11 protein-coding genes are annotated in these 13,006 nt (G+C 62.4%); 8 read left to right on the top strand and 3 right to left on the bottom strand.

All coding sequences use genetic code 11. From position 1 onward, the window contains the following. Positions 1-10 precede the first annotated feature (10 nt). Positions 11-979 carry an SDR family NAD(P)-dependent oxidoreductase gene (locus AC1VVK_RS19975; protein WP_482906493.1) on the bottom strand — a complete coding sequence of 323 codons (969 nt, stop codon included), beginning with the start codon at positions 977-979 and terminating at the stop codon, positions 11-13. A gap of 169 nt (positions 980-1,148) precedes the next feature. Here AC1VVK_RS19975 and AC1VVK_RS19970 point away from each other — a divergent pair, with 169 nt between their 5' ends. The 4 genes from AC1VVK_RS19970 to AC1VVK_RS19955 all read left to right on the top strand — a co-directional run bounded on the left by AC1VVK_RS19970 (position 1,149) and on the right by AC1VVK_RS19955 (position 7,130). Then, positions 1,149-2,057: an AraC family transcriptional regulator gene (locus AC1VVK_RS19970; RefSeq protein ID WP_482906492.1), complete on the top strand. Its 909-nt coding sequence runs from the start codon at positions 1,149-1,151 to the stop codon at positions 2,055-2,057. Between the two features lie 299 nt (positions 2,058-2,356). After that, the gene (locus AC1VVK_RS19965) at positions 2,357-2,731 is read left to right on the top strand and encodes a phage integrase N-terminal SAM-like domain-containing protein (RefSeq protein WP_482906491.1); all 375 of its coding nucleotides are present in this window, start codon (positions 2,357-2,359) and stop codon (positions 2,729-2,731) included. 588 nt (positions 2,732-3,319) lie between these two features. Beyond that, positions 3,320-5,980 carry a glycoside hydrolase family 2 TIM barrel-domain containing protein gene (locus AC1VVK_RS19960; protein ID WP_482906490.1) on the top strand — a complete coding sequence of 887 codons (2,661 nt, stop codon included), beginning with the start codon at positions 3,320-3,322 and terminating at the stop codon, positions 5,978-5,980. Positions 5,981-6,011: 31 nt separating this feature from the next. Further along, a complete protein-coding gene (locus AC1VVK_RS19955; RefSeq protein ID WP_482906489.1) occupies positions 6,012-7,130 on the top strand; it encodes a VOC family protein in 1,119 nt (372 codons plus the stop codon). Positions 7,131-7,323: 193 nt separating this feature from the next. Here the strand turns inward: AC1VVK_RS19955 and AC1VVK_RS19950 are convergent, their stop codons facing one another. Beyond that, positions 7,324-7,605: a hypothetical protein gene (locus AC1VVK_RS19950; RefSeq protein ID WP_482906488.1), complete on the bottom strand. Its 282-nt coding sequence runs from the start codon at positions 7,603-7,605 to the stop codon at positions 7,324-7,326. Between the two features lie 258 nt (positions 7,606-7,863). Continuing rightward, positions 7,864-8,133, bottom strand: a complete 270-nt coding sequence (locus AC1VVK_RS19945; RefSeq protein ID WP_482906487.1) for a hypothetical protein — start codon at positions 8,131-8,133, stop codon at positions 7,864-7,866. Positions 8,134-8,523: 390 nt separating this feature from the next. Here AC1VVK_RS19945 and AC1VVK_RS19940 point away from each other — a divergent pair, with 390 nt between their 5' ends. The 4 genes from AC1VVK_RS19940 (at position 8,524) to AC1VVK_RS19925 (ending at position 12,981) form a co-directional block, all read left to right on the top strand. Beyond that, entirely contained in the window at positions 8,524-10,614 is a 2,091-nt protein-coding gene (locus tag AC1VVK_RS19940; RefSeq protein WP_482906486.1) for a TonB-dependent siderophore receptor, read from the top strand. Between the two features lie 108 nt (positions 10,615-10,722). Beyond that, complete coding sequence (locus AC1VVK_RS19935; protein ID WP_482906485.1) at positions 10,723-11,355, top strand: energy transducer TonB; 633 nt, start codon at positions 10,723-10,725, stop codon at positions 11,353-11,355. Beyond that, positions 11,352-11,861, top strand: a complete 510-nt coding sequence (locus tag AC1VVK_RS19930; RefSeq protein WP_482906484.1) for an RNA polymerase sigma factor — start codon at positions 11,352-11,354, stop codon at positions 11,859-11,861. The genes AC1VVK_RS19935 and AC1VVK_RS19930 overlap by 4 nt, the downstream gene beginning before the upstream one ends. Positions 11,862-11,946: 85 nt before the next feature. Continuing rightward, positions 11,947-12,981, top strand: coding sequence for a FecR family protein (locus AC1VVK_RS19925; protein WP_482906483.1), 1,035 nt, complete (start codon positions 11,947-11,949; stop codon positions 12,979-12,981). Positions 12,982-13,006 lie beyond the last annotated feature (25 nt).

The raw sequence follows: 13,006 nt of genomic DNA, 5'->3' as shown, positions 1-13,006 counted from the left end.
ACGGACGTCCTCAGAAAAGCTCGCCGACCAGTTCCTCACTCTTCGCCCAAAGCGCCTTCGCGGTTTCCGGATCGAGGGCATAGGGCTGCACGCCGCCACGCAGGCCTTCGCTCTCCTGCATTTCCGCGACATGGCAGTCCTCGCAATAGCGGCCGCCGATTTCGGAAGGTTCCGCGACGATCGCGCTCCAGACCGAGGTTGCCGCGCCTTGCGGGATCGACTTGTAGACGAGCGGCGGCTGGCCCGCAGCTTCAAGGCCGGCGCCGATCGTGGCAACCAGTGCCTCCTTGTCTTCCTCGGTCATGTACCGGGACAGTTCGGTTTCCCAGATGACGCCGGGATGCACGGCCGTGGCGCGAATGCCGCTATCCCGATGCCGCCGGTCGAACTCGACGGCGAAGAGGATATTGGCGGTCTTGGAGCGACCATAGGCGACCCACGGATCGTACGGGGTCTGTTCGAAGCCCGGATCGTCAAGGCTCACGTTGCCGTAGCGATGCCCGGCCGACGACAGGTTCACGAGCCGGCCACCCGGCTTCAGGAGCGAGGCGATACGGTTAACGAGCAGGAAATGGCCCAGATGGTTTGTGCCGAACTGGGTTTCGAAACCGTCCTGCGTATGTCCGAACGGCGCTGCCATGACCCCAGCATTGGCGATCACGATGTCGAACGGCCGACCATCCGCGTTCAGACGGTCCGCGCAGCTGCGCACGCTTGCGAGCGACGCGAGATCCAGTTCCACGAGTTCGAAGCTGCCCTGACTGCTTTCGGCCGCCGCGCGCATGCCTTGCGTCGCAGCTTCGGCTTTCTTCAGATCGCGCGCCGCGCCGACCACATCGGCGCCGTGGGCGACGAGGGTACGGCAGGTTTCGACACCGATGCCTGCCGATGCGCCGGTCACCAACACGCGCTTTCCGCTAAGGTCTATGCCTGCAAGCACGTCATCGGTCGTCGAAGTCGCGCCAAATTGCTGGGTCATGATGCTCTCCATTTGCGTGGCGGCAGCGGCCGGCGACATTTCCGGGCTGCAGGTCACGGCCGGCATATGGGCGCGGCATTGCCGATGCAGGTGCCCGATCGTCTCAACGCCTTGCCTGATCCTATCAGCATGGTTGAATCGCGCCACCGGCAGTACGATAGTAGGTGCCATGCAGGAGACGCTTGATCGCATGTGCCGGCGCGTGGAGCGCCATGTCGGCGGCCCGGTGCCGGAAACCGCCGTGCCGCGCCTGCGCATCCACGCGGCGCACGAGGTGGGCTCGGCCATGAGCAGCCGCTATGAACCGATGATCTGCCTGGTCCTGCGCGGCGCCAAGCAGGTCACGATCGGCAATCGCGTGCTGCGCTATGACGCGGCAACCTGCTTCGTGACTTCGGTGGAAGTTGCCGCAGTCGGCTGCGTGATCGAGGCATCGCGTGATCGGCCCTATCTGGTGACGAGCCTTGCGCTCAACCGGGAGGTTCTGGCGGAACTGCTCGCCGAACTGCCCCCGGGCGCAGCGAATGCGGATGATGCGGGCCCGCTTGCCGGGTTCGGCGTCGCACCGGTCACATCCGATATTCTTCTCGCCTGGGAGCAGCTTCTGGCCTTGCTGGATACTCCCGGCGACATTCCCATCCTGGGCCCCGCACGCGAGCGCGAGGTCCTCTATCGGCTCCTGCAAAGCGGTCACGGCTCGATGCTGCGACAGATCGGACGCGAGGATAGCCGTCTGTCCCGCATTCGCCGGGCGATTGAATGCGTCCGCCGGAATTTCGACCAGCAACTGAGGACGGAGTCTCTCGCGCAGATCGCGGGAATGAGCGTTCCTTCATTCCACCGCCACTTCAAGGCGGCAACAGGCATGAGCCCGCTGCAGTACCAGAAGAGCCTGCGATTGCAGACCGCACGCCGCCTGCTTACCGTCAGCCCCGACGCGGCGCGCGCGGCCTTTGCCGTCGGATACGAGAGCGCGTCGCAGTTCAGCCGCGAATATGCGCGGCATTTCGGCGAACCTCCGGTTCGTGACGTTGTCCGGCTGCGCGGTCATAAGTCCGACGCGTTCGAGGCCATCTAATAGTCGGAGCGGTGCACCAGACATCTGCCTTATGCAGAACCGCGTTCGTGCCGAAAGTCTTGTCGGTTTGTGCAATCGCCAAACTTAAGCAGTGCGCATCCTTGTAATTGCCTGAGTACCGTGCAGCTCGGGCTAGGTTCGATCTTCCGCACGGTGACGAGGGGATTCTGTCATTAATTGCCGGCGTTCGTGCAGCCGCTCCCGCCAACTTGGACGAACCCGCTCGCGCGGGAGGGCCGCGTGGGGCGAAGTCGCGGAGTAGAGTAGGCCTTTGAGTAAGACGCAGTCGCAGTCCCAGCATGGAGTTCCCTTCAAGGAGAGGAACCTGCCATGCCTATGCCCCATCGACTGAAGCCCCTGTCACTCCGCTACGTCAGCGCATGCTGCACGATATGATGATGCGAAGCCTACTGCCACGTACACAGGACCAGTACATCAGGCACGTGCGGCGTTTCGCGGCCTACTTCGGCCGCCCGCCCGATATGGCAACGGCGGAGGATCTGCGTAATTTCCAGATCCGCCGGCACGAGAGCGGCGCCAGTGCCGGCACCATCAATGCCGCCTCGACGCGCCTGCCGACGGCCCCGGGACGCCCGGAGATCGTCCGCTCTTGCCTGCATCGCAGCGCGTGTGCGCACCCCGGCCACACCATCACGAAACACAATTCCCTATAGCTCAGCGCAAGTCGCCAGCGGATTCTTCCATGTCTCGATTTCGTACGCAAGCACCCGAAATCCTTCGACATAGCGGACCGTCTGGGCTCCGCGCCCCTTCCCCGAAACCAGCCCTTCGTTAATGCGTCAAATTACGCTCAACAGTCGTAAGGGACGATGTCGGACACCCCGTTGCTTGGAGCCAAAACCCGAGAAACGTTCCGTTGCCCATCTTCGCAAGTGAGCCGCACGACCCGACCCACCGCCGTGCGACTTAGCCGCACCAGATCCTTCCACTTCAAGTGGGCGTTTAACTGGAGGATGGCTTGCGCCAACCGATAGGCAGAACCGAAGCGTGCCCCGTGGAGATCGGCTCTGGCGATTACTTGTTTCCGATGGAAGGCCAACTGTTTCCGATGGAAGGCCAACGAGCGAGTGTATCGAGTTGCGACTGCCGCGCCGTTTGGTGGAGGCAGCATCTGTATTGGCCAATCCCTTATTCCAATTTGTGGTTGTATTTTCCACATAACGGGAGATAGATTGAAAGAAGTGCGCTTGGCAGCGATATTGGCATCAAAAGAGGCCTTACCAATTTTCGGGGAGAAAAAGATGTCGTTTCCTAGCCACGCCAGGCGTGCGGCCCTGCTTGCGATGTGCTCTTTCTGCGTTCCCGGTGCTTTCGGGCCGCTGGCGGCGCGCGAGGTCGTTCCGCTCGGTTCGGATTGGTCCTTCCACCTCGGCGATCTTCCTGCCGGCGCGGAGAGTGCAGATTTCGATGTTTCCGCATGGGACAAGGTTTCGCTGCCGCACAACTGGAACCGGATGGGCGGGACTGCGAAGCGGCGGGAAGACTACCAGAACGTCAAGGGCAGCGGCTGGTACAGGCGCGGTTTCCCTACGCCGGACAAACTCGGAAACAGACGCGTCTGGGTGCAATTCGATGCGGCCAGTGTCGTTGCCGATGTCTGGGTCAACGGCGTGCACCTCGGCCGCCATGCAGGCGCTTTTGCAGGCTTCCGGTTCGATGCGACGCCGGCGCTCAGGCCGAGCGGCGAGAACGTGCTGGTCGTTCGGGTCAACAACAGTTCTCCGCGGGAGAAGGGATCGCCGACGGCCGATGTGATCCCGATGAACGGCGATTGGCCGATGTACGGCGGCCTCTATCGGCCGGCGTCGCTGATTGTGACCGCCCCCTTGCGCATTGCGATGGAGGACTTCGGTGGCCCAGGGGTCTATGCGAGCACGACCTCACTGGAGAACGGCAAGGCAGGCCTGCGCGTTCTTACACGGCTTGAGAATGGCACCAAGAAAGCGGCTGCGGGCAAGCTCCAGATCCGCGTGCTCGACCGGGATGGCAGGTTCGCTGCGGCGTCATTCGTGCCGTATCGCACTGCGGCTGCGGGCGAGCGGGCGGGCCGCAGCGAGGTCGCAAGCGAACTCGTCCTTGCCAGTCCGCACTTGTGGGACGGACTGCGCGACCCTTACCTCTATCACGTAAACGTCCGCCTGCTCGATCATGCGGGGCGCGTGGTGGATGAAGTGGAGCAACCGCTCGGTATTCGCACCATGCGGATCGATCCGCAGAGCGGATTCTGGCTCAATGGCCGGCATATCGCGCTGCACGGTGTCTCCCGGCATCAGGACAGGCCGGGGAAAGGCTGGGCGATCACACCGGACGATATCGCGCAGGATACGGCGATGATCCGGGAAATCGGGGCCAATACGGTTCGCCTTGCGCACTACCAGCATGCCAACGAGACCTATCGGCAAATGGATGAGGCAGGCATGGTCGTCTGGGCCGAGATCCCGCTCGTCGATCGCTCGGCGCCCTGGTATTCGGAGACGACGACCGAAGCCTTCGCTGCCAATGCCGAGCAGCAACTGCGCGAACTGATCCGGCAGGAATACAACCATCCCTCGATCGCGGTCTGGTCGATCGCCAACGAGGTCAACCTGGAGGCGGCCAAGGGGCGGGGCACTTCGAATGCCAGGCCTCTGCTTGAGCGTTTGCAGGCCGTTGTCCATGCGGAAGATCCCTTGCGCCCTGCCACGCTGGCGGATTGCTGCGGCACCATCGCGGAAGATAACAAGCCGGGGCTCGACAGCGTCGCGGGGGTCACCGACGTGATCGGCTACAATCGCTATCACGGCTGGTATGGCAATACCGTCGATCTCCTGGGTCGCGATCTCGACCGGCTGCATGGCCGTTTTGCGCATCAGCCCATTTCGATCAGCGAGTACGGTGCAGGCGGCGCGCTGACCCAGCATACGGATGATCCGCTTGGCGGCGCGATCGCGGCTTTCGGAAGGCCTCATCCCGAGGAGTTCCAGAGCCACCTGCTGGAGGAAAGCTGGAAGCAGATCGCCGCGCGGCCTTATGTCTGGGCGAGCTGGGTATGGAACATGTTCGATTTCTCGAACGAGTTGAGGCTCGAAGGCGATCTTACCGATACCAATGACAAGGGCCTGGTCACGTTCGATCGCAAGACCCGCAAGGATGCTTTCTATTTCTACAAGGCGAACTGGTCGCAGGAGCCAACCCTCTATCTGGCCGAACGGCGCCACAGCTCGCGTCCCTATCCGGTGGTCGAGGTGAAAGCCTATGCGAATACCGAAACGGCTCAGCTGAGCCTCAACGGCCGCTCGCTGGGGGAGGCGCGCTGCGAGGTCGGAATTTGCCGTTGGCCCGAGGTTACTCTGGACCCGGGCGAGAACCGGCTGGAGGCAACCGGAATGCGCGACGGGAAGCGGATTTCGGACGCCATTACCTGGACTTTCGAGGGAAGGCCCGGCCTCTATCATATCCGGGCGGGCACTCTTGAGGAGCAGCGCGCACCCGATGGCGTGCTTTGGGGATCGGATGTGTTTTCAAAAGGCGGAGAGGCGCATTTCCGCGACCGCCCCTCGATGTCGCGCGGGGGAGAGCCGGGCCCGGTGCGGCCGGTGCTGGGCACAAGGAACCAGGCGCCCTATGGCAGCTGGCGGGAGGGCGATTTCCGTTATGCGATCCCGGTGCCGAACGGGCGCTATACGGTCCACATGCACTTTTTCGAACCGGACGAGAAGGCGGGCGTTGGTACGCGGCAGTTCCAGGTTCTGGCAGAAGGCCGCGCGGCGGCCCGCGTCGACGTTCGCCGCGAAGCGAAGGCCGCCTGGACAGCGCTGACCCGCGAAATCGCGGTCAATGTCGCGGACGGCACACTCGATCTGGTGTTTCAGCCGATCAACGGTCCCGCAATCGTCTCGGGCATCGAAGTAATTCCGAAATGAAAAAGGAGGCCGGTTCGCTTAGGACCGGCCCATGTCCGCCGAAGCTTCCGCCTCACCGGATAGTGCCGCGGCTCCGAGAGTAATGGTGATTGCGCTCAGGATGTCGCTGCCCAATGTGCAGCCGCCAATAGCATCGAAGGCGATCGTCGCGCCGGTCTCCCGGATTGCAGCGGTGAGCTCTTGCGCAAATCGCGACTACTTCACCCTGACGATGAGTTTGTCTGCACGCTTGCTCCACTCGGCGAGGCAAAATACCCAAGCACGAAAGGACTTCGATGTGGAGATTTTCGTGGCCGGGCATGCACAAATCGCCGTTCAACGCGTCATTCATACCATTCACGCCACTTACGATCTTCATGCATGCCGTCTCCTCTATCAGGACGCTTTGGGCGGCCTCGTATTTGCCGAAAACTACTTTCCAGCAGAAGATCGGGACTGTGCGCTCCTCTACGTCACCAATCATTCGATCGAACCCATGGCACCGCGAACGCGCGATGACATGAGCAAGGGGTTTGCCCGGATGACGAGCAAAATTGGCGAGAGTTTTCATTCGTTCGAGCTCAAGGTCGAGGATGGTCCGGCAGCCAGCCAGGCCATTCGGGACGCCGGCGGCGTAGTTGCAAGCGACTATGGTTTCTTTTTCTTCGTAAAGCCGGAATCCACGGGCGGTGTTCTGCTGGAGGTTTGCTCCTCCACGATGCCGAACGACCCGTACGATCGTCCGGGAGGCTGGGGCCCTTCCGTCGGAACCGGGCATGCGTCGTCATTGCTGCAGCTTGACCATATCGCATGCGTGACCAGCGAAATCGAAAAGGCGATTCACTTCTTCACGTCGGTCCTGGATGGCCGCGTCATCGAGGACGGAGCGACCGCACTCCCCCAAGATGGCCGCCGCGTGCTGCTGAGCGTTGGCGACATCCAGGTTGCCTTCATCCAACCTGACGACACCGAACAAGGCCCGCTCGGAGCCTTCCTCAACAAGCCACAGAACGGCATTTACGCGCTGGTTTGGCGGGTGAAGGACGAGGAAACTGCGCGCGATCATTTTGAGAAGCGCAACCTGCGAGTGACGAAATCTGCGTGCATTTCGTCCGGCTTTGCGATTGATCCTGAGGACTTCTTTGGAGCGCGACACGAGTTCGTCTGCTGAAAATGAGGCATGAAACGGGACATTCATCTCCTCATCATCTGAGTTACGCTAAAGTATTTACAGGTTATCCGAACTCGGCGCTGCCTCGAAGTGCCATGGAAGAACGGTGGCGGAACGACCCGTTCCTTCCTTGTCCTGCTGGAACCGCAGATCTGCAAAGTTCGCCAATTGCAGCGCTGGACTGCGCCCTGGGCTAAACCATGAGGGGAAGGAGCAGCGGCGAGACACCCTCGATATGCCATTTCATAGCAATGATTGCGACAGTGGCGGCGCCGGCGTTTGCGACGGCTCTCCAGCTTCCAGCTTGCGGTTCTTCGGCATGGCGCCACAGCTCCAATGCAGCCGCGATCATCCAGAATGTAAGGATCTGGTAGCGCGTCTCCACCAGCTGGAAAGTGTAACGGCCGGCGGCGCCGCAAAGCGCAAACAGGACCGGAGGCCCGATGGCAAGAAGCGCCTTGGAGGAATATTGCATTGCAGCAATGTGACGTGAACGGCGGAATAAGCCAACCCATTGCCGACAGTTTGAGCGGTTCGTGCGGCAATGCGGGCGCAGTAACACGACTGATTTAAGGGACGACGGCGGCGGCTCAGGGTCGCGAAAGCCTGCCGCCCTTGCTGGGATCGCTATGAACTAATGGAGCACCCACTCCATCCTGAAAAGGCTTAAAGCCAGCCCGCAGCCGCCTGGATGACGCCGCAGACAATGCCGGGCGGCCCAATCAGGATGGTATCAATGAATGGTGGTCCAACCTTCACCATCATCGTCGAGAAAAGTACCTATTCCCTCGATCTCCACCGCGCGTTTGAACGCCTCGAAGGCTGACGCATCGCTATCGAACGGGTCCTCCCAGACTGTTGAAGTGCCGGTTTCGTTGATCACCTCCAACGTCCAGCCTTCGTCCGCTTCGAGTTTGAATATCTCCACTCGAACCGTAATGCCATCCTCGCTGACCATCCGGGAAAGTGGAGAGACCATGATGGGGGGATCGTTGTCAGCCATGTCGCTCTCCAAAGGGGGCAGTGCTCGCCGTCTTATACCAAGATCCAGGTAGACCGAACCGCCACCGACCTGCAACGCTCGGTGCGCAATCAGGTTCGAGCTGCGCCGTCAGTTCCACACACGCGCGGCCCGGGTTGGCGGCGACCGTAGCTCCCGCCCCATAGACTTTCACGGGTTCCACGCTGGTCAGGGTGTCGTGCGCGCCTGGAACATCGAACAGTGAACGTGAACGTTTTTTGCATTATTGCATTTGCAAATCATTCGCATTAGACGCCAGCGGGCATAAGGACGCCGGTTTCTCCGGTGCGCTGCATCAGGGGGCCCACAATGACAATCACAACCAGAAGCCGAATGCGCTATTGCGTCGCATCTACATTAGCTATCGGGTTGATGAGCTTTGGCAGCGCCCGCGCCGAAACCGCGACTGAGGATCCGGAGGAGAACCCGATCGTGGTTACGGGTGAGACAAGAACCACCGGCCTCAGTCTCTCATCGCGCGAGACCCCGCAATCGGTGACCGTCCTGGACAGCGTGCGTATGCAGGAACAGGGGCTTTACGACATCTCCGGCGTGATGGCGCAGATCGTCGGCATACAGTCCAATCAATCCAGCGCGCTTGGGACCGACGGCACAAACTACACAGCCCGCGGCTTCGCGATCGAAAACTATCTCGTGGACGGCATCGCCCGGCCCACCAAGATCTACGGCTTCACCGAAGATACGGCGGACATGATCGCCTACGACCGGATCGAGGTCATCCGGGGATCGGCCGGGATGATGACGGGCACTGGACAGCCCTCCGCGGCAATCAACATGATCCGCAAGCGTCCCGGCAGGGATCTCACGGCCACCGCGGCCGCAACCGTCGGTTCCTGGGATATGTACCGCCTGGAAGGTGACCTGGGTGGGACCGTAACGGCCGACGGCCACATCCGCGCCCGCGTCTCTGGCGCCTGGCAGGACAATGACACTTTCATCGATCGCGAGCACGTCAAGCGCCAGGCGCTCTACGGCATCGTCGAGGCTGATCTGGCGCCGTCCACTTTGCTGACGGTCGGCGTGGAATACCAGAACTTCGGCAACAAGGGTGCCTCTCGCGGAGGCGTACCGCTGTTTTTCACAGACGGAACCACGACTGATTTTGCACGATCGACCAACGGCGGCGCAAACTGGTCCGATTTCAAGCGCGAAAGCGTCAACATCTTCGCGTCACTGGCGCACGATTTCGACAAGAACTGGCACTTGCAGATCGACGCCGAGCACAAGTCCGGTTCCTATGACGAAACTATCGGCTATTTTTTCGGGAGCGCGATAGACAAGGATACCGGGGATGGCGGCACCCTGTATTCGACGCGCTGGGCCTCGGACCTCACGCTCAATGCCATTTATGCCAACTTGCGCGGGACCTTCGAAGTTCTGGGCCAGGAGCAGCACATCGGCCTGACGCTTAGCCACGCGCGGTCCGACGATGACCAGACGCTTTACCCCGGCTGGTGGTCGGGGAGCGATTACGCGAAACCGATCAATGCTTACGCATTCTTCCCCAATGGCGACACGCCCAAACCCGATTTGACGGCAACGGGCGATCTCGGCGGCAATCGCGTCGAGACGAGCGGGATCGCCGGCGTGGCGCGCCTCAAGCCCATCAGCCCCTTGTCGGTGATCGCGGGCGGACGCCTGACATGGTGGAAGCAGGACAGCTATTCGCAGCCCGCGGGCGGCGTGCGCACGTGGTCATCGGTAACCGACGAGAAAGCCGTGTTCACGCCCTACGCCGGCATCGTCCTCGATTTCAGCAAGGCCATCTCGGCCTATATCAGCTACGCCAGCGTCTTCGACCCGCAGACGGAACGCACCGTGGACGGCGATACGATTGCTCCGCTTGAAGGTGACACGTACGAGGCAGGCCTGAAGGCGGATTTCCTTAACGGCAAGCTGAGCGCCAGCACGGCGGTCTTCCGGATGAAGCAGAACAACTATGCCCTGGCAGACGGCCCCGGCATCTTCGCGCCGGACGGCAGCTCCGCCTATCACGCGGTATCGGGCATGAAATCATCGGGCTTCGAACTTGAAGTCAACGGCGAAGTCCTGCCCGGATGGCGCGTGGCGGGCGGCTTCGCGAACGCCCGGGCCGAGGATCGCGATGGGGTTCGCCAGCTTCCGCAGATCCCCAAGAACACCTTCAAGATGTTCACCACCTACCGGCTGCCCGGCGCGCTCGACGCCTTGATGGTGGGCGGAAACCTCAAGTGGCAGAGCAAGACCACGGCCGACGGTACCGGCCCCAATGGCGAAATTTACACGCAGGGCAGCCTTGCGACGCTGGACCTTCTGGCCAACTACCGTTTCTCGGAACATTTCTCGCTTACCGCGCACCTCGATAACGTCTTCGACAAGAAGTATTACTCGGGCCTCTATATCGGCAGCGCACGCTTCGCGACGCCCCGCGCCTTCACATTGACGCTTCGCGGCACGCTGTGAGAACCAGGCGGTAAGCAAGCACCCCCTCACCCTTCACCGCGCGTGAACCCGCCGCCTTTCCTCTGCCGCTTGCGCCGTTCCAACCAAGAGGGTGGAAACGGCGCATCGGTGCGCGCGGCCGCCGTTGCCATTACGGCCGGGGTTCACGTGGCGGCAGCCGCCGTTGCCGCCATCACGTTCGGCTGGCTGCAAGCAGGCGCGCCGAATCACGCGGTGCCTGCCACGCTGGTGACATTCAACGTCCATTCGCCCGCGCCCGTGCACGACAAGCCGAACGCCCAAGCGGTGCGTCCGCGACATATCCCGGCATCGGCCCCGCCCCATGTCGCTACGCCCCTGCCCGTTCGCACCGCAGAAGTACTCGCGACAAACGCCCCTGAACCGCCCGCCGCTGCTGCCACCGGCGGCCTGTCGGACAATCTGCCGGACCTTGCCCTATCCTATCGCCGGGCCCTGATCGCGCGGCTGGAAAGCCAGCGCCGCTATCCGGCGGGATCGCTTCAACATCATGCGCAGGGGACAGGCTCCCTCCTCTTCCGCATCGATCGCGACGGGTATTTGCTGGATGCGGTGATCGTTTCCAGCACGGGACATTCCGCCCTCGATCAAGCCGCGCTGGCCATCGTCTCAAGGGCGGCACCCTTCCCCCCGATCCCAAGCGGGCTTCCGGACGAACTTGCCGTCTCCCTACCCATCGTCTTCCTGATCGATGACGGGGCGACGTCGGCGGCCACACCGTGAACGGGGGCGATGCCGCCATCGTCGGTTCCCATCAGGCCGCGCTGTTCGCCTATGTCCGTTCGCTCGTGGATTCGCCGCCGGTTGCCGCCGATATCGTGCAGGAAACCTGGGCCCGGGCCATTCCGTCGCTTCGCGCGGGCCGGGTGGAGAACCCCCGCGCCTTTCTCTACCGCGTGGCCCGCAATCTGGTGAACGACAGGGCGCGGGACAGCGGCAAGTGGCGGCCTTGGCTGGCAGACGAAGAGGCCGGCATCACCGTCGCCGATGAAAGCCCGGATGCCGAGCGGCAAGTCCTTGCGGCAGATCGCCTGCGCATGGTGCGCGAACTGGTGGCAGATCTACCTCCCCGATGCCGGGAAATCTTCATTTTGCGCAAGTTCGATGGCCTCGACCAAGCCGTCATCGCCGACCGCCTCGGCATCACCCGGGGCGCGGTCGAAAAGCAATTACGGATCGCCCTGCTGACGCTGGCCACCCGGCTCGGCGAAATCGAAGGGGAGGCGTGATGCCCAGTGCGATCCACAACAGTCGCCCAGCTTTGCCTGACGGCATCTCGTCTGGCCGCGTCGTGTTTGGCGGGACAATTCCGTCATGGTTGATGAGAAAGCCGACCGAAGGGACGGAACCGTGACCGAAAACGCACCTCGCGCCACCATTCCGGCCGCCATTGCAGAATCCGCCGCAGACTGGATCGTCCGCCGGGACGGAGGAGAATTGTCGGCTGAAGATGAGCGGTCCTTTCGGGAATGGTTGTCCGAGCCGGACCATCGCCGCGCCCTTGAACGACTGGAAGAGCTTTGGTGCCTGATGGACAGCGATCCGGCATCCGTTGCTACCCAACCCACCGGTTTGCCGCCAATCGCGCTCAAACGCCGGAGTATATTCGGCCGCAACCGCAGCTCCTCCACCCCTCCCGCCCGCAAGCCGCGACGGTGGGCCGGAGCGGCAGTCGCCGCATCGATAGCGCTGGCGGCATTCACCTCGTTCGGCGACTGGCCGACCCGCCTGCGCGCGGATTATGCCACTGGGGTAGGCGAACGCCGTTTGCTGACGCTGGAAGACGGCTCACACGTGACGCTGGGCAGCAGTTCGGCCATCGTTCACGACTTTTCCGCCACCCGCCGCCAGGTGCGCCTGCTTGAAGGAAGCGCGCTGTTCGAAGTGACGCCGGACCGCAGCCGCCCGTTCACTGTCGAAGCCGCGGGCGGCAGCGCCACCGCTCTTGGCACGGCTTTCGCAGTGCGCGAGCGGGACGGGATCGCCGAACTCGTGGTGACCCAACATCGGGTCCGGGTTATCGGCGGTGGTCGCTCCGCAATCGTCGACGAAGGCCGGCGCGTCGATTTCGATGCCGAGACACTGGGCGCTGTCGAAGCCGCCGGCAATGGGGTCACCGCCTGGACGCGAGGCCGGCTCGTCGTGGTCAACCGCCCCTTGCGCGAAGTCGTCGCCGAAATCGCGCGCTATCGACACGGCTATCTTTCCGTCACGGGAACAGCGGCGGACGTGAAGGTCAGCGGCGTCTACGATCTCGACCACCCGCTTGAGGCGGTCGACAGCATCGAGCGCAGCCTGAATCTCAGGTCTTTCCGGTTTTCGGATCGCCTGATCGTGCTCCACCGCTGAACCGCAAAAAATTTGCAGCCCTTAG

This window comes from Novosphingobium sp. BL-S-32 (assembly GCF_056857055.1).
This window is presented reverse-complemented; position numbering and strand designations above follow the sequence as displayed.

Bases quoted from the DNA above. Each gene is read 5' to 3' on its own strand.
- AC1VVK_RS19950 (WP_482906488.1), bottom strand. From the start codon at position 7,605: ATGCAATATTCCTCCAAGGCGCTTCTTGCCATCGGGCCTCCGGTCCTG.
- AC1VVK_RS19965 (WP_482906491.1), top strand. From the start codon at position 2,357: ATGGAGTTCCCTTCAAGGAGAGGAACCTGCCATGCCTATGCCCCATCG.
- AC1VVK_RS19970 (WP_482906492.1), top strand. From the start codon at position 1,149: ATGCAGGAGACGCTTGATCGCATGTGCCGGCGCGTGGAGCGCCATGTC.
- AC1VVK_RS19925 (WP_482906483.1), top strand. From the start codon at position 11,947: ATGGTTGATGAGAAAGCCGACCGAAGGGACGGAACCGTGACCGAAAAC.
- AC1VVK_RS19945 (WP_482906487.1), bottom strand. From the start codon at position 8,133: ATGGCTGACAACGATCCCCCCATCATGGTCTCTCCACTTTCCCGGATG.
- AC1VVK_RS19975 (WP_482906493.1), bottom strand. From the start codon at position 979: ATGACCCAGCAATTTGGCGCGACTTCGACGACCGATGACGTGCTTGCA.
- AC1VVK_RS19960 (WP_482906490.1), top strand. From the start codon at position 3,320: ATGTCGTTTCCTAGCCACGCCAGGCGTGCGGCCCTGCTTGCGATGTGC.
- AC1VVK_RS19955 (WP_482906489.1), top strand. From the start codon at position 6,012: ATGTCCGCCGAAGCTTCCGCCTCACCGGATAGTGCCGCGGCTCCGAGA.
- AC1VVK_RS19940 (WP_482906486.1), top strand. From the start codon at position 8,524: ATGAGCTTTGGCAGCGCCCGCGCCGAAACCGCGACTGAGGATCCGGAG.